This is a genomic window from Brevundimonas sp. NIBR11, from assembly GCF_027912535.1.
Taxonomy (GTDB): Bacteria; Pseudomonadota; Alphaproteobacteria; order Caulobacterales; family Caulobacteraceae; genus Brevundimonas.
Window position 1 is genome coordinate 122400 of sequence record NZ_CP115465.1, and the last position, 22885, is coordinate 145284.

Annotated in this window: 19 protein-coding genes and 1 tRNA gene; 12 read left to right on the forward strand and 8 right to left on the reverse strand. The window is 67.6% G+C overall.

What is annotated here, in order from left to right; genetic code table 11:
* Positions 1-57 precede the first annotated feature (57 nt).
* Complete coding sequence (gene raiA, locus O5O43_RS00600; RefSeq protein WP_271084990.1) at positions 58-723, forward strand: ribosome-associated translation inhibitor RaiA; 666 nt, start codon at positions 58-60, stop codon at positions 721-723.
* 86 nt (positions 724-809) lie between these two features.
* The gene (gene ptsN, locus O5O43_RS00605) at positions 810-1277 is read left to right on the forward strand and encodes a PTS IIA-like nitrogen regulatory protein PtsN (RefSeq protein WP_271084991.1); all 468 of its coding nucleotides are present in this window, start codon (positions 810-812) and stop codon (positions 1275-1277) included.
* 124 nt (positions 1278-1401) lie between these two features.
* Here ptsN and O5O43_RS00610 read toward each other — a convergent pair whose 3' ends face one another.
* The 6 genes from O5O43_RS00610 to O5O43_RS00635 form a co-directional block, all read right to left on the reverse strand.
* The gene (locus O5O43_RS00610; RefSeq protein WP_271084992.1) at positions 1402-1668 is read right to left on the reverse strand and encodes a DUF1150 family protein; all 267 of its coding nucleotides are present in this window, start codon (positions 1666-1668) and stop codon (positions 1402-1404) included.
* Positions 1669-1755: 87 nt separating this feature from the next.
* The gene (locus O5O43_RS00615; protein WP_271084993.1) at positions 1756-2172 is read right to left on the reverse strand and encodes an Hsp20 family protein; all 417 of its coding nucleotides are present in this window, start codon (positions 2170-2172) and stop codon (positions 1756-1758) included.
* Between the two features lie 110 nt (positions 2173-2282).
* A complete protein-coding gene (locus O5O43_RS00620) occupies positions 2283-3641 on the reverse strand; it encodes an HlyD family type I secretion periplasmic adaptor subunit (protein ID WP_271084994.1) in 1359 nt (452 codons plus the stop codon).
* Positions 3638-5368, reverse strand: a complete 1731-nt coding sequence (locus O5O43_RS00625; RefSeq protein ID WP_271084995.1) for a type I secretion system permease/ATPase — start codon at positions 5366-5368, stop codon at positions 3638-3640. The genes O5O43_RS00620 and O5O43_RS00625 overlap by 4 nt, the downstream gene beginning before the upstream one ends.
* Before the next feature lie 149 nt (positions 5369-5517).
* Positions 5518-5593: transfer RNA gene (locus O5O43_RS00630), tRNA-Ala, on the reverse strand.
* 180 nt (positions 5594-5773) lie between these two features.
* Positions 5774-6238, reverse strand: a complete 465-nt coding sequence (locus O5O43_RS00635; protein ID WP_271084996.1) for a TIGR02300 family protein — start codon at positions 6236-6238, stop codon at positions 5774-5776.
* Between the two features lie 154 nt (positions 6239-6392).
* On the opposite strand from O5O43_RS00635, the gene aroA reads away from it, so the two are divergent.
* The 6 genes from aroA to mscL all read left to right on the forward strand — a co-directional run bounded on the left by aroA (position 6393) and on the right by mscL (position 11564).
* Positions 6393-7691, forward strand: coding sequence for a 3-phosphoshikimate 1-carboxyvinyltransferase (aroA, locus tag O5O43_RS00640; protein WP_271086356.1), 1299 nt, complete (start codon positions 6393-6395; stop codon positions 7689-7691).
* Positions 7688-7987 (forward strand): hypothetical protein, encoded by a 300-nt coding sequence (locus O5O43_RS00645; protein WP_271084997.1) that lies wholly within the window; start codon positions 7688-7690, stop codon positions 7985-7987. The genes aroA and O5O43_RS00645 overlap by 4 nt, the downstream gene beginning before the upstream one ends.
* Positions 7987-8628, forward strand: a complete 642-nt coding sequence (gene cmk, locus O5O43_RS00650) for a (d)CMP kinase (protein ID WP_271084998.1) — start codon at positions 7987-7989, stop codon at positions 8626-8628. The genes O5O43_RS00645 and cmk overlap by 1 nt, the downstream gene beginning before the upstream one ends.
* A gap of 150 nt (positions 8629-8778) precedes the next feature.
* Positions 8779-10482, forward strand: a complete 1704-nt coding sequence (gene rpsA, locus O5O43_RS00655; RefSeq protein ID WP_271084999.1) for a 30S ribosomal protein S1 — start codon at positions 8779-8781, stop codon at positions 10480-10482.
* Positions 10483-10807: 325 nt separating this feature from the next.
* Complete coding sequence (locus O5O43_RS00660; RefSeq protein ID WP_271085000.1) at positions 10808-11098, forward strand: integration host factor subunit beta; 291 nt, start codon at positions 10808-10810, stop codon at positions 11096-11098.
* Positions 11099-11144: 46 nt separating this feature from the next.
* Complete coding sequence (gene mscL / locus O5O43_RS00665) at positions 11145-11564, forward strand: large-conductance mechanosensitive channel protein MscL (RefSeq protein ID WP_271085001.1); 420 nt, start codon at positions 11145-11147, stop codon at positions 11562-11564.
* A gap of 84 nt (positions 11565-11648) precedes the next feature.
* On the opposite strand, the gene O5O43_RS00670 is transcribed toward mscL, so the two are convergent.
* Positions 11649-12767: an N-acetyltransferase gene (locus tag O5O43_RS00670; protein ID WP_271085002.1), complete on the reverse strand. Its 1119-nt coding sequence runs from the start codon at positions 12765-12767 to the stop codon at positions 11649-11651.
* A gap of 171 nt (positions 12768-12938) precedes the next feature.
* Here O5O43_RS00670 and O5O43_RS00675 point away from each other — a divergent pair, with 171 nt between their 5' ends.
* The 4 genes from O5O43_RS00675 (at position 12939) to O5O43_RS00690 (ending at position 20664) form a co-directional block, all read left to right on the forward strand.
* Complete coding sequence (locus tag O5O43_RS00675) at positions 12939-13601, forward strand: hypothetical protein (RefSeq protein ID WP_271085003.1); 663 nt, start codon at positions 12939-12941, stop codon at positions 13599-13601.
* A complete protein-coding gene (locus O5O43_RS00680; protein WP_271085004.1) occupies positions 13522-15114 on the forward strand; it encodes a DNA polymerase Y family protein in 1593 nt (530 codons plus the stop codon). Before O5O43_RS00675 ends, O5O43_RS00680 begins: the two co-directional genes overlap by 80 nt.
* Complete coding sequence (locus O5O43_RS00685; protein ID WP_271085005.1) at positions 15111-18446, forward strand: error-prone DNA polymerase; 3336 nt, start codon at positions 15111-15113, stop codon at positions 18444-18446. The genes O5O43_RS00680 and O5O43_RS00685 overlap by 4 nt, the downstream gene beginning before the upstream one ends.
* Before the next feature lie 271 nt (positions 18447-18717).
* Positions 18718-20664, forward strand: a complete 1947-nt coding sequence (locus tag O5O43_RS00690; RefSeq protein WP_271085006.1) for an oligopeptide:H+ symporter — start codon at positions 18718-18720, stop codon at positions 20662-20664.
* A gap of 57 nt (positions 20665-20721) precedes the next feature.
* On the opposite strand, the gene O5O43_RS00695 is transcribed toward O5O43_RS00690, so the two are convergent.
* A complete protein-coding gene (locus tag O5O43_RS00695; RefSeq protein WP_271085007.1) occupies positions 20722-22806 on the reverse strand; it encodes a TonB-dependent receptor in 2085 nt (694 codons plus the stop codon).
* Between the last annotated feature and the right edge of the window lie 79 nt (positions 22807-22885).

Below are 22885 nucleotides of genomic sequence, written 5' to 3' on the forward strand. Positions count from 1 at the left end.
ACCGTAAATTTGGTGTTCTCCGTTGACACCTTTCGCGGTCGGTCGCGTTCTATCGACATGCAAGTCCAAGTGAGCGGCAAGCAAGTGGATGTCGGCGAAGCGTTAGGCTCGCGCATCTCCCAGGAACTCGAAGACGGAGTCGGAAAATACTTCGAACGCGGCGGCCAGGACGCCGAGGTCGTGGTGTCGAAGGACGGCCACGGCTTCAAGGTGGACTGTTGGGTCCGCCTCGCGTCGGGCCAGTCCCTCGTGACGACCGGGCTGGGCGGCGACGCCCATGCCGCCTTCACCGACAGTCTCGAAAAGCTCGAGAAGCGGGTGCGTCGCTACAAGCGCCGGCTCAAGGATCACCACATCGGTCCCAAGGGCCTGTCGCCCGAGAAGACCGAGATGGCCGCCGCCTCCGTGGCGCGCAGCATCGTGCTTCGCAATCCCGACGATGATGTCGAGGATTCACTGTTCGACACCGCCGGCGCCGACGACGGCCCGCCTCCGGTCGGGATGGTCATCGCCGAAAGCGTTTCGGAAATCCGCACGATTACGGTCGGTCGCGCGGTGCTGGAACTCGACATGACCGGCTATCCGGTCGTGTTCTTCAAGAACGCGGCGCATGGCGGACTGTCGGTGGTCTATCGCCGGCCGGACGGCAATGTGGGGTGGATCGATCCGGAACGCACCGCGTCGTTGAATGGACACGGTTCTGTAAACGGTTCTGGCGCATAAGACTTCCCAGAGGCGCGCGAACCGTCTAGACGGCGCGCGCCTCTAAAGGGGCCAGCCCACAACCTCGAGTATGAGTCGGGAAGATCATGGATATCGGGGAACTGCTGGTTCGGGACGGGATCGTCCTGAAATCCGGCGCGTCTTCCAAAAGACAGGCGCTGCACGTCGTGGCGAGCGCCGCCGCCCACGCCATGGGCCAGGATGAGATTCGCGTCTTCGACGCCCTGATGGAGCGGGAAGCTCTGGGTTCGACCGGCCTCGGTTCGGGCGTTGCGGTGCCGCATGCGCGCGTGCCCGGTCTGGAGACCGTCAAGGCGGTCTTCGTGCGTCTGGATACGCCGGTGGCCTATGACGCCGTCGACGACCGTCCGGTCGATCTGATGTTCGCCCTGTTCGCCCCGCCCAAGGCTGGAGCCGAACATCTGCGCGCCCTGGCGGCGGTCTCCAGGGCCCTGCGTTCGCCCGAACTGCGCGAGCAACTCCGTCAGGCCCGGACGATCGACGCCATCCACGCCCTGTTCGTCCGCGATGCGGATGTGCCGACGGCAGCCTGAAATCATTGCTCAGTGGTGAGTGACGCGTGGCGAGCCTTCTCGCCGCCACGCATACGCCTGACGCTCATGACCTGACAGGCAAGCGGCGAACCCGCCACTGGCGCCGCGATACTCACCATTCCAGTCAGTGCACCGACACCGGCGCCAGTTCGTGGGCCACGGCGGCGGCGAAGGCTGTCTCGCGATCCATCATCACGGCCAGACGCTCGCCGTCGGCGCCGTGCACCGCATAGAGGGTCTGTTCGGGATCGATGACGAGGCCCTTGGCGTCTTCCAGCGGCGTGTCGGTCAGGGCGTCCGCCATCACGTCGGCGGCGGTGATCTCGCGCACATAAACCAGGTCGGGCGCGCCCAGGCCTGCAAAATCCTTGTTGGTCATGATCGGCGTCATGAAGACCGCCTCCTTCTCAGAGAATGACAACGCCCGGACGCGCCGCGAGTTCGCGACCGCGTCACAGGACGTCCACGTAATTCGAGATCAGCCGACGCTGATGGGGATGCGCCGGATCGGCTCCAGCCTCTCGGGCCGGGTCAGGTCGACATGCAGCAGACCGTGCTCCAGCCGGGCCCCGTCCACTTCCAGACCGTCGGCCAGCACGAAGCTGCGGACGAAGCCGCGCGCCGCGATGCCCCGGTGCAGGAAGGCCTGATCCGGCGCGGCGCCTTCGCGCTTACCGGCAATGGTGAGCTGTCGCCCCTCCAAGGTGATCGCCAGATCGTCGGGCGCGAATCCGGCGACGGCCAGAGAAATGCGCACCGCGCTCTCGCCCAATTGCTCGACGTTGTAGGGTGGATAGCTCTCGGCCGCGGCCTTCGCGGCGCGGTCGATCAAGGCGCGGGTCTGGTCGAAGCCCAAGAGGAAGGGGCTGTCGAACATCACGGTTCGGGTGGTCATGGATTCAGTCCTCGACAAGCGACTGGGTCCGAGAGAGCCCCCCGGGATCGGCGAGGCCTGGACCGGAGGTGGATATGGGCAGGCCGAGCGGTGCGGGCAAGGCCGTCCGCCTATTGCTCCGTGCCCGAGCGCCAGAGGTTTCGCGTCAGAGGCTCGATCAGATACGAAAGGGCGGTCCGCTTTCTCAGCAGCACCACCACCTCCACCGGGAAGCCCGGCCGGATTTCGCGCGCCGCCGCGCCAAGCCGCTCCATCTCCTGCGGCGGGACCGAGATTTCCGCGCGATAGTGGCTGGCGCCCGTGGCCTGGTCGGTGAAGGTGTCGGCCGAGAGCTGTGTCACGCGCCCATGGATGATCGGCGGATCGCGCTCGCGCAGACCGGGGAATTTCACTTCCGTCTCCAGGCCCACGCGAACGTTGTCGATATCGGCCGGGTTGATCCGCGCGACGATGACCTGCGACGCCTGCGCGGGAACCACCTCCATCAGCACCTGGCCGGGCTGGATGACCCCGCCCTGGGTGAAGACGGCCAGACCCACGACCTGGCCCGTGACCGGGCTGCGGATCTGGCTGCGTTCGATCTGGTCCCGCAAGGAGGCGAGCCGGGGCTGGGTCTCGTTCAGTTGCACCTCGATGGCGCGCAGTTGCTCGGAGACGTCCTCGTTCATTCCCGTGCCGATGCTGAGCATCTGCAGGCGGGTCTCGCCGATCTGCTGCTGGGTGCCAGCGACCTCGGCGCGAAGCGAGCCCAGCTGGCCGTCCAGACCGGCCGCATCACGCTCCAGCGCCCTGACGCGGGTCTGGGGCGCATAGCCCTGAGCCGCGAGCGCGCGCAGGCCCTCCAGCTCCTCGCCGATCAGGCGGCGCTGTTCGATGTTGCTTTCGATCTGGCGCGTGTAGCCCTGGATCCGCTCTTCCAGCTGGCCGATGCGCTGGCGCAGGACCCCGACCTCGGTCGAGCGGCCGGCGCTGCGGGCTCCATACTGCAGACGCTGCAGCCGCATGGCCTCGTCGGCCAGGGCGCGGTTCTCCGGCGACAGGGCGGCGAACTCGGCCGGGACCGGGATGGTCGCCAGCTTGTCCCGCTCTGCGATCAGACGGGCGCGCTGAGCCATCAGCGCATAGACCTGACCCGCCAGGCCGCGCTCGGCGGCGGTCAGCTCTCCGGTCGAGAGTTCGACCAGGACCTGACCCTGACGCACGGTGTCGCCCTCGGCGACATGCAGGGCCGTGACCGTGCCGCCCTCGCGGTGCTGGACCGCCTGACGGTTGCCCGTCACCGCAACCTGCCCGGGCGCGTAGGCGCCGGAATCCAGAGGGGCGATCGCCGCCCAGCCTAGGAACAAGACGAAAAACAGAACGATGATGATCCCGCCCAGGATCAGCTCGCGACGCGGCGACGCGGTCTGGGGCTCGACGTGCGCGGCAGCGGTCGCGGGCGGTGCAGTGAGAGGGGCTTCGACGCTCATCCCGCCTTGACCTCGTGCAGGCCGGCCGGACGCGGGCCGCGCAGCCGGGCGAGGACCTCCTCCCTTGGGCCTTCGACCTGGACCATGCCGTCGCGCAGCGCCAGAAGGCGGTCGGCCTTGGCCAGAACACCGGCGCGGTGGGCGATGATGACCACGGCCGCTCCCCGGGCTGCGGCGCCCTCGACCGCAGCGATCAGGGCCGTCTCGCCATCCTGGTCGAGGCTGGCGTTCGGCTCGTCCAGCACCAGCAGGACGGGGTCCCCATAAAGGGCGCGGGCGAGGCCGATGCGCTGCGACTGGCCCGCCGACAAACCGGCCCCCTGCGGGCCGAGCGGGGTATCGTAGCCGCCGGGCAGGCGCTGGATCAGGTCGTGCACCCCCGCAGCCTGGGCCGCGCGCACCGCTGCCGCGTCGACCTCGAGGGAGGGGTCGGCGAAGCGTGAGATGTTTTCCTTGATCGTGCCGGCGAACAGGGTCGGGCTCTGCGGCAGATAGCCGATATGGCGGGCCAGGGCGTCGCTGTCGCGCGCGCCGTAATCCGCTCCGTCCAGGCGCATCGAGCCGGTGTCGGGCGAGAGGGCGCCGGCCATGACCCGCGCCAGGGTGGTCTTGCCCGATCCGCTGGCGCCGATGACGCCCAGCACCTGACCGGGCTCGAGGGTCACCGACACGCCGCGCAGCTGGGGCGTCTGCGTGTTCGGGAGGCGCACGCCGATCGTCTCGGCCGAGACCCGCCCCCGGGGCGCGGGCAGGGCGGTGCGCGGCTGCCCGTGGCCGGCGGTCTTGGTGAAAAGGTCGATCAGCCCCTTCCAGGCGGTCCGCGCCTGAACCAGGGCGGGCCAGGCGCCGACCAGCTGTTCGATCGGCATGACCGCGCGGCTGAGCAGGACCGAGGAGGCTATGATGGAGCCAGGCGACATCTCGCCCTTCACCACCAGGAAGGCGGCCAGACCGAGGGCGGCCGACTGCAGGGCCAGACGGACGAATTTGATCGCCCCGGAATAGCGGCCGCCCGTCAGCTGGGCCTCGGCCTGGGCGTCGGTGGCGGCGTTGCGACCCTGCACCTGGCGGGCGATGATGGCGCGGCGCATGCCCAGGGCCTGAACCACCTCGGACTGGCCTGTCAGGGCCTCCTGGGCGGCGTAGGCCGCGTTGCCGGCCTTTGAGGCGCGACCCAGACGCGGACGGGTGTCGCGCTCGTTCAGCCAGGCCAGGACCGCCAGGATCGCGCCGCCGACGAAGGTCAGCACCCCGATGGCGGGATGCAGCAAGAAGCAGCAGGCCAGATAGATCGGCGTCCACGGCGCATCGAACAGGGCCAGCGTCCCCTGGCCCGAGATCGCGCCGCGCAGGGCGTCGAAGTCGCGCAGGGCCTGAACCCCTTGTGATCGCCCCCCTGCCTCGGTCACCCGCGCCAGGATGGTTCCGGCCAGATCGCGGTCCAGCTGGATTCCCGCGCGGACCAGGATGCGGGTCCGAAGCCAGTCCAGCGCGGCCAGGGACCCCAGAGCGAAGATGGCCACGGCGCTGACCAGGACCAGGGTCGTCAGGCCGGCCGTCGGCACGACCCGGTCATAGACCTGCATCATGTAGAGGGTCGGGGTCAGGTACAGCAGGTTGACCAGGGCGCTGAACAGCGCCGCCCCGACGAAGTGGACGCGGCACTGCCGCAGAGCCGCGAACAGCGGCTCCGATCCCGGGCGTTTGCCTAGAAGGGCGTCCAACACGGCTGATGGTTCTCCCTGACCCGCCGGTGCGACCGGACACGCCGGGCTCAGCTATAGGCTCTAACGCCCCGACGACAAAGGCGATGCTCGGCAAGTGCGAGGCCGAAAAGCAAAGGGGGCCGACAGCGAACTGTCGGCCCCCAGGAATTTGGTGGAGCTTAGCGGAGTCGAACCGCTGACCTCTTGCATGCCATGCAAGCGCTCTACCAGCTGAGCTAAAGCCCCGAACCTTCCGGACGCTGGGTCCTTGGGTCTGGTCCGCCGGGTGTTTGTGCCCCCGGCGAGGCGGCGGAACCTATGTCGGGTCGATTTTCAGATCAACCCGGTTCTGCCATTTATTTTCGCATTCTTTCGTTCAACCCCCGGCGAGCCGAAACTCGCCGGGAAATCAGACGATTAGGGCGATCAATCGTCGTCTTTCGAGCCCTTGGCGATGTCTTCGTCGAAGGCGTCGTCGTCTTCATCCTCGATGAAGGGCACCGAGTCGTCATCGTCGTCGTCGGCCAGGACGTCGTCGTCGTCGCCGTCAGTCGTGCCCATGCCGGCTTCGTCCTCAGGGCCGCCAGGCGCATCGTCTTCGTCGTCGTCGGGCGTCAGGATCGGCTCGTGGCCTTCTTCGTCGATTTCGGGGGTGACGACTTCCTCTTCTTCGTCCTCGTCGCCGTCGACCTTCTTGTCGGGGACCTGATCCTCGGCGTCGTCGGAGGCGTAGCCGCCCGGCCGGCCGCGGCGGCTGCGCAGCTTGATGGCTTCTTCGGGATCGAATTCGGTGTCGCACTTGGGGCAGTGAGCCGGGCGGCGGCCCAGATCGTAGAATTTGGCCTGGCAGTTCGGGCAGACCTGCTTGGCGCCGAGTTTGGGATCAGCCACGGATATGGAGACCTTTGATAGGAGGAGGGGATTTCGGCCGCGTCCCTTGCCACCATGGGGGGCCGCTGTCAAAAGCCGTCTTTGGCGTGGCCGTGGCCCGCACCCTCCCGCACTGCATCCTACGGAGCCGTTCGTGGCCTCCAACGCCTCCCATCTGACCGCGCGTCCCGGCCATCACCTGCGAGGGAGCGTGCGGGCGCCGGGCGACAAATCCATCTCCCACCGCTCGATGATCCTGGGGGCCATGGCCTCCGGCGTGACCGAGGTCGACGGCCTGCTCGAAGGCGACGACGTCCTGGCCACCGCCCGCGCGGCCGAGGCCTTCGGCGCGACGGTCCAGAAGCTGGGCGGCGGCCGCTGGCGGGTGACCGGTCGCGGCGGCTTCCAGACCCCGACAGGCGTCATCGATTGTGGCAACGCCGGCACGGGCGTGCGTCTTCTGATGGGGGCGGCCGCCGGTTATCCGATCTCGGCGACCTTCGACGGCGACCCCTCGCTGCGCAGCCGTCCGATGGGCCGGGTCACTGATCACCTCACGCGGATGGGGGCGAGCTTCGACTGGTCGGGCAAGCCAGGCCTGTTGCCCGCGACCCTGACCGGCGGGACGCTCCAAGCCATCGACCAGGTCCAGACCGTCGCTTCGGCCCAGGTGAAATCGGCGGTTCTGCTGGCCGGACTGAACGCGAAGGGCGTTACCTCCGTCACCGAGCCGGAGAAGAGCCGCGACCACACCGAACGGATGCTGCGGGCCTTCGGGGCCGTGGTGGACGTCGAGGAAGACGGCGAAGGCTGGATCATTCGTCTTCAGGGCGGCCAGCCCCTGACCGGGACCGCCGTCTCCGTGCCGGGCGACCCCTCGTCGGCGGCTTTCCCGCTGGCGGCCGGGCTGATCGTTCCGGGCTCGGAAGTCACCGTCGAAGGCGTGATGCTGAACCCCTTGCGCACCGGCCTGTTCGACACCTGGATCGAGATGGGCGCCGACCTGACCATCGCGAACCGCCGCGTCTCGGGCGGCGAGGAGGTCGGCGACATCACCGCACGCCACTCGGCGCTGAAGGGCGTCCTCGTGCCGGAAAGCCGCGCCGCCTCCATGATCGACGAATATCCGATCCTGGCCGCCACCGCCGCCTTCGCCGAGGGCCGGACCGTGATGCGTGGCGTCGGTGAGATGCGGGTCAAGGAGAGCGACCGCATCCGCCTGATGGTCGACGGCCTGCGCGCCTGCGGCGTGGCAGTCGAAGAGGAGTCCGAGGGTTTCATCGTCACCGGCGGCGCGGTCCCCGGCGGAGCCACGGTCCACACCGCCCACGATCACCGCATCGCCATGAGCCATCTGGTGCTGGGTCTGGCCGCCGCGAACCCTGTCACCGTTGACGAACCCGACATGATCGCCACCTCCTTCCCCGGCTTCGTCGAGATGATGCAGGGGCTGGGCGGAGACGTCGGCGGGTGATCCTGCGGTTCGCGAAGGGGTCCGAGGGCGATCCCATGCGGCTGATCCTCGCCTTGATCGTCACCCCGGTGCTCGGCTGGTGGTTCTACGCGGTCAACGCCGCCGGCGAGATCTCCATTCGCGCGGGCCCCCGAGGGGCGAAGGGCGCCTTCACGGCGGACCGGTTGACGGACCCGGACCAGTTCCATCTGGCCCTCGGCTTCATCGGCCTGCTGTTCCTCGTGTCGTTCGCCGGACTGTTTTCCACCGCATGGGACATTGTGGTCGGGGCCGAACGTGGTAGCGATCAGCCCTGATGACCACGCCGTTCGTTATCGCCGTCGATGGACCCGCCGCCTCGGGCAAGGGGACGATCGCCTCGCGCCTGGCCGCGCACTACGGCCTGCCGTTCCTCGACACGGGCCTGCTGTACCGCGCCGTGGGCCTCGACGTCCTGACCGGCGGTGGTGATCTCGGCGATGCGCAGGCGGCCGAAGCGGCGGCCCGCGCCCTCGATACCGGCCGGCTTTCGGACGACGCGGCCCTGACCTCTGGCGATGCGGGCGAGGCCGCCAGCCGGGTCGCCGGCTATCCCGGCGTGCGCGCGGCCCTTCTGGACCTGCAACAGGCCTTCGCGCGTCAGGCGGGCGGAGCGGTGCTGGACGGGCGCGATATCGGCACCGTCATCGCCCCGGACGCCCAGGCCAAGCTGTTCGTGACCGCCACCCCCGAAACCCGCGCGCGCCGCCGCTGGCTGCAGCTGACGGGGCGGGGCGACACCATCAGCTACGAGGCCATGCTGGCCGATATCCAGCGCCGCGACGAACGCGACGCCGGCCGGGGCGCCGCCCCCATGGTCCAGGCCGCCGACGCCGTCTTGCTGGACACGACCGATATGGATATAGAAGCCGCCTTCGATGCGGCCCGCCGTATCGTCGAGGCTGCGCGAGCTCGCTAAGAGCAAATCCAACGCGTCAATCTCGGCTTCCGCGGGTGCTCTGGCTCAAGATCGCCTCGCTTCGACACGTTTGACTTTCCATCTTCTCCTTCACCTCGCGCGGGGCCATTCGGTCACGCGCCATAGCCCTATCGGACACACCAGAGCTTCATGGCTGACACCCTCAACCCCACCCGCGACGATTTCTCCGCACTGCTCGACGAGCAGCTGCAAGGCCGCGACCTCGGCGAAGGCCAGGTCGTCCACGGCCGCGTCGTCGGCATCGAAAAAGACATCATCATCATCGACGTCGGTCTGAAGACCGAAGGCCGCATCCCCGCCCGCGAGTTCGGTCAGGGCGAAGGCGCCGTCATCCCGAAGGTCGGCGATGACGTCGAAGTCTACCTGGAGCGCGTCGAGAACGCCCTGGGCGAGGCCGTCATCAGCCGCGACAAGGCTCGCCGCGAAGAAGCCTGGACCCGCCTGGAAGTCGTGTTCGCCGAAGGTCACCCGGTCAACGGCGCCATCGTCGGTCGCGTCAAGGGCGGCTTCACCGTCGACCTGGGCGGCGCCTCGGCCTTCCTGCCGGGCTCGCAAGTCGACATCCGTCCGGTCCGCGACGTCGGCCCGCTGATGGGCAAGGAACAGCCGTTCCAGATCCTCAAGATGGACCGCCCGCGCGGCAACATCGTCGTCTCGCGTCGTGCGATCCTGGAAGAAGCCCGCGCCGAACAGCGCACCGAGCTGGTCGGCCAGCTGCAAGAGGGTGAAGTCCGCGACGGCGTCGTCAAGAACATCACCGACTACGGCGCGTTCGTGGACCTGGGCGGCATCGACGGCCTGCTGCACGTCACCGACATGTCGTGGAAGCGCGTTTCCCACCCGTCGCAGGTGCTCGCCGTCGGCGACACCGTCCAGGTGCAGATCGTCAAGATCAACCCGGACACGCAACGCATCTCGCTGGGCATGAAGCAGCTGCAGTCGGACCCGTGGGACGGCGTCGAAGCGAAATACCCGCCGGGCGCCAAATACACGGGCCGCATCACCAACATCACCGACTACGGCGCCTTCGTGGAGCTGGAAGCCGGCGTCGAGGGCCTGGTGCACGTCTCGGAAATGTCCTGGACCAAGAAGAACGTCCACCCCGGCAAAATCGTCTCGACTTCGCAGGAAGTCGACGTGGTCGTGCTGGACGTCGACGCCTCCAAGCGCCGCATCTCGCTGGGCCTGAAGCAGGCTCAGGACAACCCGTGGGACGCCTTCGTGGCCGCTCACCCCGTCGGTTCGACCGTCGAGGGCGAAGTCAAGAACGCCACCGAGTTCGGCCTGTTCATCGGCCTGGACAACGATATCGACGGCATGGTGCACCTGTCCGACCTCGACTGGTCGGTCTCGGGTGAGGAAGCCATCCAGCGCTACCGCAAGGGCGAGATGGTCAAGGCCAAGGTCCTGGACGTCGACGTCGAGAAGGAACGCGTCTCGCTCGGCATCAAGCAGCTGGGCGGCGATCCGGTCGGCGACGGCGACACCTACAAGAAGGGCCAGACCGTCACCCTGACCGTCACGGCCGTCGAGTCGGGCGGCATCGAGGTCAAGTTCGGCGAAGACGACGCGCCCGTCACCTCGTTCGTGCGGAAGTCGGACATCAGCCGCGACCGCAACGAGCAGCGGCCCGAGAAGTTCGCCGTCGGCGACCGCGTCGACGCCCAGATCACCGGCATCGACAAGGCCACGCGCCGCGTCTCGGTCTCGATCAAGGCCCTGGAAATGGCCGACGAGAAGGAAGCCATCGATCAGTTCGGGTCCTCTGACTCGGGCGCCTCGCTGGGCGACATCCTGGGCGCCGCCCTGCGTGAGAAGGCCGGCAAGGAGTAGTTCTTCCGAAGCGGGACGGAGCCTCGAGCCGCGAAGGTCGCTGACCTGAGTGTCGGGCTCCAGCAATGAAGGGCGGCCGGAGCGATCCGGCCGCCCTTTGTCTTGACCGACCGAGGATTTCGACCAGGCTGTTGAAAACGATTACAGACCGGCCGGTATTCGGCGGTCCGTGTACGGTTACGGGCTTTTAACCTCGCTTCCTGACGAAATCTGACAATCAGGCCTTTTTCGCTCGCCGGGCGAAGGCTAAGGTGCCCCCGCAACTGGGTTGAAGTTGCGCCCGTATTTGCTCCAAGCTGAGCAGGAAGAGGGGCGGGGCCTGTCGATGATCAAGTCTGAGCTGATCGAGAAATTGGCGGCTGAAAACACGCATCTGACCCATGCCGAGGTCGAGCGTGTGGTCAACGTCGTGCTCGGGCGAATGACCGAGGCCATGGCCTCCGGCGGTCGTGTCGAGTTGCGCGGCTTCGGCGCCTTTTCGGTGCGCGCGCGTCCTGCCCGGGCCGGACGCAACCCGCGCACGGGCGAGACCGTGGACGTTCCGGCCAAGTCGGTGCCCTTCTTCAAGAGCGGCAAGGAGCTGCGCGAGCGATTGAACGCGTCCGGCGACGCCTGATACGCTTTGGGCCATGCCTGATCCGACGCGCCTTAAGGGAAATGCCGTGGGCCTGCTGACCGAGTTCAAGGAGTTCGCCGCGCGCGGCAACGTCGTCGACTTGGCGGTGGGGGTCATCATCGGCGCCGCCTTCGGCAAGATCGTCACCAGCCTGGTCGAACAGGTGGTGATGCCGCCGATCGGCCTGTTGCTCGGTCGGGTCGACTTTTCCGAGCTGAAGTGGGTTTTGTCGCCCGAGGATCCGACCACGGAAGCGATCGAGGAGGTCGCCATCCAGTATGGGGCCTTTATCAACACCGTGATCCAGTTCCTGATCGTGGCCTTCGTGGTCTTCCTGATGGTCAAGGGCATCAACAAACTGCGTCGCGACCAGGCCGCCGAGCCTGCGCCCGCTGCCCCGCCGGCCCCCACGCCGACCGAGGCCCTGCTGGCCGAGATCAGAGACGAGCTGAAGGCCAGGTCGTAGGGCCTGGTGAATAGGGCTTAGGTCTTAGAAAGACTCCGGCCCATCAGCGACGAAGCTCGAAGCCCTAAGCGCCAAGCCCTCCCGCTACGCCGCCTTCCGCATCCCCGCCGCCACCGGGACGGGCCTCAGGCAGAAGCCGTAGTCGCCATCGAAGGGCGTCGGCGACCAGATGGCGGCGCCGGGCGCGCAGGCGGCGAACTTTACGTGACAGTGACCCCAGCCGCCTTCGTGGTGGGCGCTGTCGGCCAACGGGCCCAGGCGGCGCAGAAGATCAGGGCTGATCGTCTGTATACGGAGCTTGGCCGCGCCCAGACTGCGGGCGTTGGCCAAAAGGGCGCGGATCAGGGTCGGAATGGCATCCTGTTCGCCTTCGAGCGCCACCAGATCGATGATCTCCAGCATGGGCGGTTCGATCGGATTGCCCTTTGACATCATCGCCATGGCGTAGCCGCCGATGGCCTTGCCGCGATTGAAGGTCAGCAGCAGGGGGCGCAGGGTCAGATCGGGGTCGGCCAGTCGCCAGCGCAGGATCGCCGGACTGCGATCCGCCACCAGCCGCCCTTCGCCCTTCAGGGCCTGCCAGAAGTCAGCGAACCGCGAACGATCCGAAAGGTCGGTCAACACCGCCACTCCGGCCGGCAGCTCCAGCCTGTGCGGCTCGTGCAGGCGCGAGTTCAGCAGACGCTCGTGGCGAGCCTGGGTCAGGCGGGGGGCGCGGCGGTCGATCTCGCGCCAGACCCGGCCTTCGGCGCAGGCCAGGGTGTCGACGCGCCAGGACAGTTTGAGATCGTTCGTGCCTTGGGGCCAGGCGACCATGCCATGGCGCTTGTACAGCGGCGCCGAGGTCGGATTGGCGTTGAAGGTGTAGTGGGCGAACATCCCGGGCTGGGCGGTGAACGTGTTCAGCAGCTTGCGGCTGCTGCCCCGCGCCCGGGGCGTGACGATGATCGAAAAGCCGGTGGCTGCATAATGGATCGCGTCGCCTTGGTGGAACCGCTGGACGAAGTTTCCGGTGAAGCCGGCGGGCTCGCCCTCCGGGGTTTCCAGCAGCCATCCGGCCGCCGCCCTCGTCTCCAGCCGCGCCGGATTGTTTTCGAGCCAGGTCCAGCCGGCCTGCGAACGTTCAGGCCAGCCGACGAACCGATGCAGGGCGTTGATCGCGCCGTGATCGTTCGCATCGATGGGTCGAATGGAAATGCTCATCCGTCAGGTTCCAAAGCGATACAGACAACCCCCGCGTCACGCGTCCTTGCACAAGGCGGGCCAGTGACGACACGCATAGGTGGAATTGACTGGGAATCCCTTAAGCGTCGCGATTCCGGTTTGACTCTCTCGAGGCCGGAACAAATAATGAACATGGAGTCTTTTTCAGCCATGTTCGCCCATCCCTCGCCAGAGCCACAGCCTGTCCCGCCGCCTCTCTCTCCCCTGTCCGAGGGGCTGGAGGAGGTATGCGCCAGCCGTGTGCGCGACATGACGGGGGCCTTAGCCTTCGCGCTCGGCCGGGCGGCGACGGGGACGGGTCGTGGCGTGGTCATGAGCGCGACGCGGGCTTGGCTGGGCGAGAACGGCCGTCCCTATGGGCCCGGTCTGGCGGGATTTGGGGCGCGTGACGGCTTTCTTCTGGTCGAGACGAAGACGGAAGGCCTGGCGCTCTGGGTGATGGAGCAGGCGTTGCGATCCGGCGGCGCGGCCCTTGTGATCGGCACGGTCGACGGCGCCGAACTGGCCCAGACCCGTCGGCTGGAATTCGCCGCGCGGGACGGGGGCTGTTCCGGCCTTCTGCTGCGCGCCCGTTGCGGCGACCTCAGTGCGGCGCGACGACGCTGGCGCATCACAACCCTGGCGAGTGACGGAGATGTCTTCGACGAGCGCGCGCCGGGACGGATGACGATCCGTGCCGAAATGACCCGCAGCCGGATGGAGCGGCCGGGCGTCTGGATGTTGGAGCAGGATGATGAGACGCATCGTCTCCGTCTGGCTGATCGACTGGCCGGTGACGGTCTGGGCCCGATCGGTCGGACCCAATACGCCTGATCCGTTCGCCCCCGATGCGGGGCCGCTGGCCCTTATCCTGCGCACGGCGCGGGGACAGATCATCCATGCCCTGAATCCGGCCGCGCGGGCGGCCAACCTGTCGCGCGGCCAGACCCAGGCCGACGCCCTGGCCATGATCCCGCGCCTGACCTGTCATCCTGCCGATCCTGCCGCCGACCAGCGCGCGCTGGAAGCCCTGGCGATCTGGGCAGAGCGCTGGTCGCCCTCGGTGACGATCGATCCGTCCGAAGGGGGGCTGGAGGGGCTGTTCCTGGACCTGACCGGGGCGACCCATCTGTTCGGCGGCGAGGCCGAGACCTTGATCCGCATCCAGTCGCGGCTGAAGGCGGCGGGCATTCGCGCCCGCGCCGCCATGGCCCCGACCCCCGGCGCCGCCTGGGCCTTGGCCCGCTGGGGCGACGCCAAGCGGATCGCCACGGATGCCGACGTGCGCGCGGTCCTGGCCCCCCTGCCGATCGAATCCCTGCGCATCACCGACGCCGCCCTGAAACAGTCCAAGCGGTTCGGGCTGAAGCGGATCGGCGACCTCTATCCCATGCCGCGCGCCGGCCTGGCCCGCCGCTTCCGCGACGGCGCGGGGGTCGGTCTGGTGCGTCGCCTGGATCAGGCGATCGGCGCCGCCAACGAGGCCCTGATCCCCACCCGCGCCCCGCCCCGCTATCGCGGGTGGGAGGCCTATGCCGATCCCTTGGGCGACACCGCCGGGATCGAGGCGCGTTTGCCCGAACTCATGGACCAACTGGCCCAGGCCATGGAGTCGGACAGCCAGGGGGCGCGCGCCCTGACCCTGACCGGCTTTCGCGTCGACGGTCGGACCAGCGCGATCTCCGTTCGCATGGGCCGGGCGCTGCGTGATGTCGGAATCTGGATGCGGCTGTTCCGCGAGGCGGGGATCGAGCGCATCGACCCCGGCTTCGGCATCGACGCCCTGATGCTGACCGCCGACGTCACGGAGCCCGTCGTCGCCCTCCAGGTCGCCATGGGCGACGAGGACCAGGCCCGCCACGCCGAGGGTCTGGCCGCCCTGATCGATCGTCTCTCGGCCCGGCTGGGCGAGGGGGCGGTGCGGGTCGCCGACCCTTACGGCTCATGGTTGCCCGAACGCGCCGAACGCTGGCGGCCGGCTCTGGCCAGACGGCCCCCGCCTGAAGAGGGCGCCGGCGACCCGCACCGCGCCCGTCCCCTGATGTTGCTGGATCCGCCCGAGCCGGTCGAGACGATCGCCGACCTGCCCCATGGTGCGCCGGCCCAGTTCATCTGGCGTCGGGTGCCGCGAAAGGTCGCCCGCGCCGACGGCCCCGAACGTCTGTCCCCGGAATGGTGGCGGCCGCGTCCGGATGACCGCCTGACCCGCACCCGCGACTACTACCGCGTCGAGGACGACCAGGGCCTGCGCTACTGGCTGTTCCGCGAGGGGCTGTACGGATCCGAGTACACCGGCGCGAAGGGCGAACGCCCGCCGTCGTGGTGGATGCACGGGATGTTCCCGTGAGCGCCCGCTCCGACTGGGACGGCGAATACGCCGAGCTCGGCGCCATCACCAATTTCAGCTTCCTGGAGGGCGCGTCGCATCCTTGGGAAATGATGATGCAGGCGAAGGCCCTGGGGTTGGCCGCCGTCGGCGTCGCCGACCGCAACACCCTGGCCGGGATGGTTCGGGCCGCGATGGGGGCGGAGGACTACGACATCCGGCTGGTCGTCGGAGTTCGGCTGGCCTTTCTCGACGGGACCGAATTGATCGTCTTCCCCCGTAACCGCGCCGCCTATGGCCGCCTGTGCCGACTGCTGACGCTCGGCAAGAGCGAGGTGTTGGACGACGACCCGTCACCCTCGCCCCATCCGCATCTCCGCCTCGTCGAGCCGGAACACCAGGAGGACCGGCCCGATCGCATCTCCAAGGGCGAGACCCGCCTGACCTTCTCACAAGCCGCGGCCCACGGAGAAGGGATGATGGCCCTGGCGGTCGCGCCCGAGGTTCCCGACGCGGCCTTCGAGGCCCGCCTTCTGAAGTGGCGTCGCGCCTGGCCCGACGTGCTTTATCTGGCCGTTGCGCCCCTGTGGCGCGGCGACGACCGGGCGCGGCTGAATCGTCTGGCGGCCATGGCCAGCCGCACCGGCGCGCCCATGATCGCGACCAATGCGGCGATGTACCACCACCGCGACCGCCGTGCGATGCAGGACGTCCTGACCTGCATCCGCGAGGGAACCACCGTCGACAAGGCGGGCCTGCGTCTCCAGGCCAACGCCGAACGCCACCTGAAGCCGCCGGCGGAAATGGCTCGCCTGTTCCGGGGGCACGAAGCCGCGCTGTCACGGACGATGGAGGTCGTCAGGGGGTGTTCCTTCTCCCTCAAGGAGTTGCAGTACCAGTACCCCGAAGAGCCGATCCCTCCCGGCTGGACCGCCCAGCGTCGCCTGATCCGTCTGACCTTCAAGGGGATCAGAAAACACTGGCCCGACGGCGTGCCGGCCAAGGTGCTGGACGGGATCGTCGCCGAGCTGAAGCTGATCAAGCAGCTCGACTATCCGAACTATTTTCTGACCGTCCACGACATCGTCCAGCACGCGCGCGACAAGGGTATCCTGTGTCAGGGGCGCGGCTCGGCCGCCAACTCCTCGGTCTGCTTCTGCCTGGGCGTCACTAATGTGAACCCGGCCGAACAGGACGTGCTGATCGAGCGGTTCATCTCCGCCGACCGGTCCGAACCACCCGACATCGACGTCGATTTCGAGCACGAGCGGCGCGAGGAGGTGATGCAGTATGTCTACCGCCGGTACGGTCGCGACCGGGCGGGGATCGTCGCGACCATCATCCATTATCGCCCTCGTTCGGCGATCCGCGATGTGGGCAAGGCCCTGGGCCTCACCGAGGACGTGACGGCGCGTCTGGCCGACACCGTCTGGGGTTCGTGGGGGTCGGAAGTGAAGGACGACCATGTCGATCGCACCGGCGTCAGCCGCGACGACGCCCGCATGGACCTGGCGCTCACGCTGACGAAGGAACTGATCAAGTTCCCCCGCCACCTGTCCCAGCACGTCGGCGGCTATGTGCTCAGTCGCGGGCCTCTGGTGGAGATCGTGCCCGTCGGCAATGCGGCCATGCCGGACCGGACCTTCATCGAGTGGGATAAGGACGACATCGATTTCCTGAAGCTGATGAAGGTCGATGTCCTGGCGCTGGGCATGCTGACGGCGATGCGTCGGGCCTTCGACCTGATCGCCGACAGCTATGGGGACCGGTTCGAACTGCACACGGTCCCGGCCGAGGTCCCGGCCGTCTACGACATGCTGTGCAGGGGCGAATCCCTGGGCGTCTTCCAGGTGGAGAGCCGGGCGCAGATGGCCATGCTGCCGCGTCTGCAGCCCCGCGTCTTCTACGATCTGGTCGTGGAGGTCGCCATCGTCCGCCCCGGCCCGATCCAGGGAGACATGGTCCATCCCTATCTGAAGCGTCGGGCCGAACGCCGCGCCGCCCAGAAGGCGAACCTTCCCTTCGTCATCGACTATCCGCACCCACATCCGGACTTTGGCCCGAAGGACGAACTGAAGCGGGTCCTCGACAAGACCCTGGGCGTCCCGCTGTTTCAGGAGCAGGCGATGAAGATCGCCATGGACGCGGCGAAATTCTCTCCCGCCGAAGCCAACGGCCTGCGGCGCGCCATGGCCACCTTCCGGCACATGGGCACCATCGGAACCTATGAGGAAATTTTCGTCGGCCGGCTGAAGGACCGCGGATACGATCCGGTTTTCGCCCAGAAATGCTTCGATCAGATCAAGGGCTTCGGCGAGTACGGCTTCCCGGAGAGCCACGCCTGTTCGTTCGCCTTCCTCGTCTACATTTCCGCCTGGGTGAAATGCTTCTACCCGGACGCCTTCGCCGCCTGCCTGTTGAACAGCCAGCCGATGGGGTTCTACGCGCCTGCCCAGATCGTCCGGGACGCACAGGAGAACGGCGTCGAGGTCCGACATCCCGATGTGAACGCCAGCGACTGGGACGCCACGCTGGAGCCGGGCCGGGGGCAGGAACGCCGCGCCCTGCGCCTCGGCTTCCGATCCATCGACGGGTTCAAGAAGGACTGGGCGCTGAAGATCGTGCAAGAGCGGGCTCTCGCCCCTTTCCGCGATCTGGAGGACCTTCGGATCCGCGCCGACCTGTCGCCGTCCGCCCTCGACAGGCTGGCCGAGGCCGACGCCTACGGTTCGCTTGATCTCAGTCGCCGTCAGGGCATGTGGGTGGCCAAGGGGGCGGCGCCGGCGTCCAGCGCGCCCCTGTTCGCGGCCATGGGGCTGGACGAGGCGGACGGAGCGCCGCCGGCGGCCCTGCCGCGGCTGACCGAGGCGGAAGAGGTGGTCGGCGACTATCAGACCATCCGCCTGTCGCTGAAGGGTCACCCGGTGTCCTTCCTGCGCGAGCGGCTGACGAAGGCGGGGGCTGTGACGACCGCGGCCTGCAAGACGTTGAAGGACGGGCGTCGCGTGCGGGTCGGCGGGGTCGTGCTGGTGCGCCAGCGCCCGGGCTCGGCCAAGGGCGTGGTGTTCCTGACCATCGAGGACGAGACGGCGGTGGCCAACCTGGTCGTCTGGCCCGATGTGTTCGAGCGGCTGCGCCCCGTCGCCATGGGCGCGCGGATGGTGCTGGCGGTCGGCAAGATTCAGCGGTCGGAGGAGGGGGTGACCCACTTGGTGGTCGAAGACCTGGTCGACTGGACCCCGATGCTCGGCCACCTGTCCACGGACCCGACCCCGGGTTCGGGTCATTCGCCGACGCGCGGACGGCATCCCAGAGATGTGCGAATCCTCCCGGGATCTCGGGATTTTCACTGAAATTCCGACGGGGAATTCGAGGACGGATTTTGAGGACAAAGCGAAGACAAGACAGAGACAGGAAGGACATCCCCGCCAGTTCACCTGCGGTTCATCGCCGCCCTGTGACGGTTCGATTATCCATAAGGCTTGTCCGGTCTTGCCCGGCGTGCTGCTTATGCCGGCTTGAGCGCGCCCTGTTCGGCGCGGCGTTAGGGAGTGGGCGGTTGATCCAGACCGAAAAGGGAGCCGGAAACAGGCTCAGGAAATCACAGGCAACGGGGGCAAACCGATGAATCTCGTCATCATCCTCGGCGTCATCGTCACATTGGTCACCGGCCTGCCGGTGCTGATGCAGATCCTGAAGAACCACCCGAAGGGGCTGATCACCTGCTTCTTCGCCGAGATGTGGGAGCGGTTCTCCTTCTACGGCATGCGCGGACTGCTGATCTTCTACCTGACCCAGCATTTCCTGTTCGACGACAAGTTCGCAACCGGCCAGTACGGCACCTATGGCTCTCTGGTCTACCTGCTGCCGCTGCTCGGCGGCATCGTCGCGGACCGCTACATCGGCACGCGCAAGGCCATCATCTTCGGCGCCGTCCTACTGGTCATGGGCCACGGCCTGATGGCGTACGAAGGCAATCCGGCGCGTCAGACCCTGGCCATCGGCGGCGAGAACTATGCCGTCCAGGTCGAGGGCCGCGGCGCCGAACGGATCACCGAAATCAACATCGGCGGCCAGGAATATGCCTACACCGAGGGAGAAACCGGCCTGAGCATCGCCGGCCTGCCCGCCGATTCCGTCGTCCCGGCGACCGTTCCGACCGGCCAGTACGAAATGCAGATCGAACGCGACCCGATGGGCGTCAACGCCTTCTACCTGGCGCTGTCGCTGATCATCATGGGCGTGGGCTTCCTGAAGCCGAACATCTCCACCCTGGTGGGTCAGCTCTATACCCAAGGCGACCCGCGGCGGGATTCCGGCTTCACCCTCTACTACTACGGCATCAATCTGGGTTCGTTCTGGGCGGCCGTGCTGTGCGGCTATCTGGGCCAGACCTTCGGCTGGGGTTGGGGCTTCGGTCTCGCGGGCCTGGGCATGCTGGCCGGTCTGGTGGTTTTCATCCTCGGCAAGGGCCTGCTTCAGGGCAAGGGCGAGAGCCCCTTCCCCGAGCTGATAAAGAAGCCGGTCGTGGGGCCGATCAACCGCGAATGGCTGGTCTACATCTTCGGCGCCCTGGCGGTGATCCCGATGATGTTCATCGCCCGCAGCCACGAGTTCGTCGGCTGGGGCCTGATCGCCTCGACCCTGGCGGCTCTCGCCTTCGTTCTCTACGTCATCGTGGTCAAACTCCAGCACGACAAGGTGGGCCGCGAGCGCATGATGCTGGCCATGGTGCTGGTGTTCGGTTCGGCGGTCTTCTTCACCCTGTTCGAACAGGCCGGTTCGTCGCTGAACCTGTTCGCGGAGCGGAACGTCGACCTGGCCGTGACCTCATCGGCCGGGACCTTCCTGGGGATCCCCTATGGTTCTCCGGAGCAGCTGGCCGCCGCCGGCATCGTCCCGGGCGCCTGGTGGAGCTGGATCGACACATCCCTGACGGCGTCGCAGACCCAGTCGTTCAACGCGGGCTTCATCCTGATCTTCGCGCCGGTCTTCGCGGCCCTCTGGGTCTTCCTGGCCAAGCGCAAGATGGACCCGAACCCGGTCGTGAAGTTCGGCCTCGGCATCATCCAGGTCGGCCTGGGCTTCCTGGTCGTGGTCTGGGGCGCCAACTCCGGCATGGTCGATGACGCCTTCCGCACGCCTCTGGTGCTCTTGGCCATCCTCTATCTGCTGCACACCCTGGGCGAACTCTTCCTGTCGCCCGTGGGCCTGTCGGAGATCACCAAGCTTTCGGTGCCTTCGATCGTCAGCTTCATGATGGCGGTGTGGTTCATGGCCTCGTCCATCGCCCACTTCGTCGGCGGCATCATCGCCGGCCTCGCCGGCACCGAGACGGTCGGCGGCGAAGTGACCAATCCGGCGGCCGCGCTGCAGAGCTCGCTGGATTCGTTCAACACCATCGGCTGGATCGGCGTCGGCATCGGCGTCGCCTTCATCCTGGTCAGCTTCGTGATCTCGAAATGGTCGAACGGGGTCAACGACCCCAACAACCACCCGGGACCGACCCTCACCGAAGGCGGACACGAGGACGGCAACGTCGCGCGTCCGGAGGCCTCGACGGCCGGCTGATCGCCGATCGTCAGTGAAGAGAAAGGCGGCGTCCGCGGGCGCCGCCTTTTTCGTGTCTCAGAGCGTCTTTCTGAGCTGCAAGAAGACCCAGGGCGTCGCGCTCTGCCCGCGTTCCTCGCGGAACGACAGGGGGGCGACGTTGCGAGGGCCTGAATAGACGAACCGCTCGCGACGTCTTTCGCGATCGGTCGCATTGCCGACATCGACACGCAGCGTCAGGTCCGGGCGCGGCTTCCACTGGGCGTGGACGAGAACGAACGGCTCGTCCTCGACATAGCGCACCTCCCGGATGCGGTACTGGATCGGGTCGTCGACGTTGCAGCCGTGCTCGAAGCCCCAGGACCAGCGGCCGCCGCGAAGGTCCTGATTGAACTCCACACCGCAGCCGAACGGCAGCCGCCCGCCGATGCGGCGTTCCTCTCCGGTCAGAGGATCGGTGACGCGGGACTGGTCGAAGCTGACACGCCCCGAGAGGCGGGCGTTGGACAGGCCCAGCCGGTCCATGGGCAGGGTCAGGACGACCTGCTGCTGGTTCGACCAGCCGTCGCCGATATTGCCGACCGCCTCGAAACCCCCTGTCAAAGGGATGATGTCAATGATGTCTTCCAGCTGATGACGACGCAGGGTCACGGTCAGGGCTCCCTCGCCCCAGAAGCGGCGTTCGTAGACCGCTTCGTAGGTCCAGACCTTGCCGGGCTCCAGCTCCGGATTGCCGCCCTCGACCTGATTCAGATCGACGTCGGCCGAGGCGACGAAGTCGCCGAAGTCCAGCTGACCCACCTCGCGCTCGATCCGCAGGCGCAGCTGGTGGTCGGCGATAGGGGTCCAGGTCAGCTGTACGCGCGGCTTAGGATAGACGAAGGTCTCGGTCAGGTCGCTGTCGCCCGATTGGCTGATCTCGGACACCTCGACACGCAGGGCGGCCTCGACGGTCAGTCGGGGGCTGGGCCGCCAGGTCGTCTGGCCGAAGACCTCGCCGCGCAGTTCCTCCACCTTGACCGAGGCCGAGGGCAGGGGGATGGGTACGCCGTTCTCGGCATAGGTCGTCGTGCTGTCGAGATAGTTGTAGGCCGCCTCGCCGCCGCCCTCGAAGGCCCAGCGGTCCGATCGGCGGAAGCGCAAGACGGCCCGGCCGATCGTCTCGCCCTCGGTCGAATCGCCGCCGAAGACGGTGGTGTTCGGGCCCGAGATCGACCGCGACTGATCGTCGTCGGCCTCATAGCGTTGCAGGGCGGTCAGTTCCAGTTCGGTTCGTTCGCCGAGCGGCCGCGACCAGTTGGCCCCCAGCTCGGCCTCGACCTCCTCGCCGTCATTCTCGGACCGTTCGTCGCGACCCGTCCCGGCGCGAATCAGGGTGTCGATCGAGTTGATGGTCTCGCCCCAGCCCAGCACGCCGTTAACCCTGAGCAGGCCGCCGGCGCGCCGACCCTGCCAGACGGCCGTGCCGCTGACGTTGCGGTATCGGTCGTAGCGGTCGAGCTGTGCATCCTGGATCAGGGCGCCGGCCGCATTGTAGCGGCGGCGATAGCCGTCGCCGGTTCCGTCGGTGCGATCGGTGGTGGCGCTGAACGAGGCCTCGAGCTGGTCCTCGCCTTCGCGACGCGACCATGACGCCCTCAGCAGCGGACCCAGATAGCCGTCGGGATAGGTGTAGACGTTGGCCTCCAGCACCGTCTGGACCTGGACCGTGCGCTTCAGGACGACGTTGGCGACGACCGATCGGCCCCGCATGTCGATGCCGGGCGCGCCGCCTCGGATCAGTTCGATCCGTTCGACGCTGGCCGCCGAGATGCGCTGAAGGATTTGGTCGAGGCTGTCGGACTTGGAGGACGGCCGATCGCCGTCGATCAGGACGTTGCCGGCCGCTCCGGCGAAACCGCGCGTGCTGGAGTTGCCCGTGTCCAGCCCGAAGCCCGGCAGGCGGGCGATCATGTCTAGGGCGGTGTCTGGGCTGGAGCCGGCGAAGAAGACGGGTTCAAAGACGAGGACGCCCTGCTGGGCCGTGTCCACCTCGGGCGCCTGGGTGGCGGGGCCGGTGGCGACGGGCGCCTGCGCCGCCGACGCCGGCGCCGCGCTCTGTGCGGCGGCGGTGAACGGAGCGGCGACGAGGATGGTCGTCGCCAGCAAGAGCGCCTTGGTCATATGGAATTTCCTCTCCCTCAGAGGACCCATAAGGCCGGCTTCGTTCACCGCCAGTTACAAGCCGGACAGGTGGATCGCA

Coding starts and splice junctions, on each gene's coding strand:
- rpsA (WP_271084999.1), top strand. CDS start 8,779: ATGGCTGACACCCTCAACCCCACCCGCGACGATTTCTCCGCACTGCTC.
- O5O43_RS00615 (WP_271084993.1), bottom strand. CDS start 2,172: ATGACCACCCGAACCGTGATGTTCGACAGCCCCTTCCTCTTGGGCTTC.
- O5O43_RS00670 (WP_271085002.1), bottom strand. CDS start 12,767: ATGAGCATTTCCATTCGACCCATCGATGCGAACGATCACGGCGCGATC.
- O5O43_RS00675 (WP_271085003.1), top strand. CDS start 12,939: ATGTTCGCCCATCCCTCGCCAGAGCCACAGCCTGTCCCGCCGCCTCTC.
- O5O43_RS00695 (WP_271085007.1), bottom strand. CDS start 22,806: ATGACCAAGGCGCTCTTGCTGGCGACGACCATCCTCGTCGCCGCTCCG.
- O5O43_RS00680 (WP_271085004.1), top strand. CDS start 13,522: ATGAGACGCATCGTCTCCGTCTGGCTGATCGACTGGCCGGTGACGGTC.
- ptsN (WP_271084991.1), top strand. CDS start 810: ATGGATATCGGGGAACTGCTGGTTCGGGACGGGATCGTCCTGAAATCC.
- O5O43_RS00620 (WP_271084994.1), bottom strand. CDS start 3,641: ATGAGCGTCGAAGCCCCTCTCACTGCACCGCCCGCGACCGCTGCCGCG.
- O5O43_RS00660 (WP_271085000.1), top strand. CDS start 10,808: ATGATCAAGTCTGAGCTGATCGAGAAATTGGCGGCTGAAAACACGCAT.
- cmk (WP_271084998.1), top strand. CDS start 7,987: ATGACCACGCCGTTCGTTATCGCCGTCGATGGACCCGCCGCCTCGGGC.
- raiA (WP_271084990.1), top strand. CDS start 58: ATGCAAGTCCAAGTGAGCGGCAAGCAAGTGGATGTCGGCGAAGCGTTA.
- O5O43_RS00690 (WP_271085006.1), top strand. CDS start 18,718: ATGAATCTCGTCATCATCCTCGGCGTCATCGTCACATTGGTCACCGGC.
- O5O43_RS00610 (WP_271084992.1), bottom strand. CDS start 1,668: ATGACGCCGATCATGACCAACAAGGATTTTGCAGGCCTGGGCGCGCCC.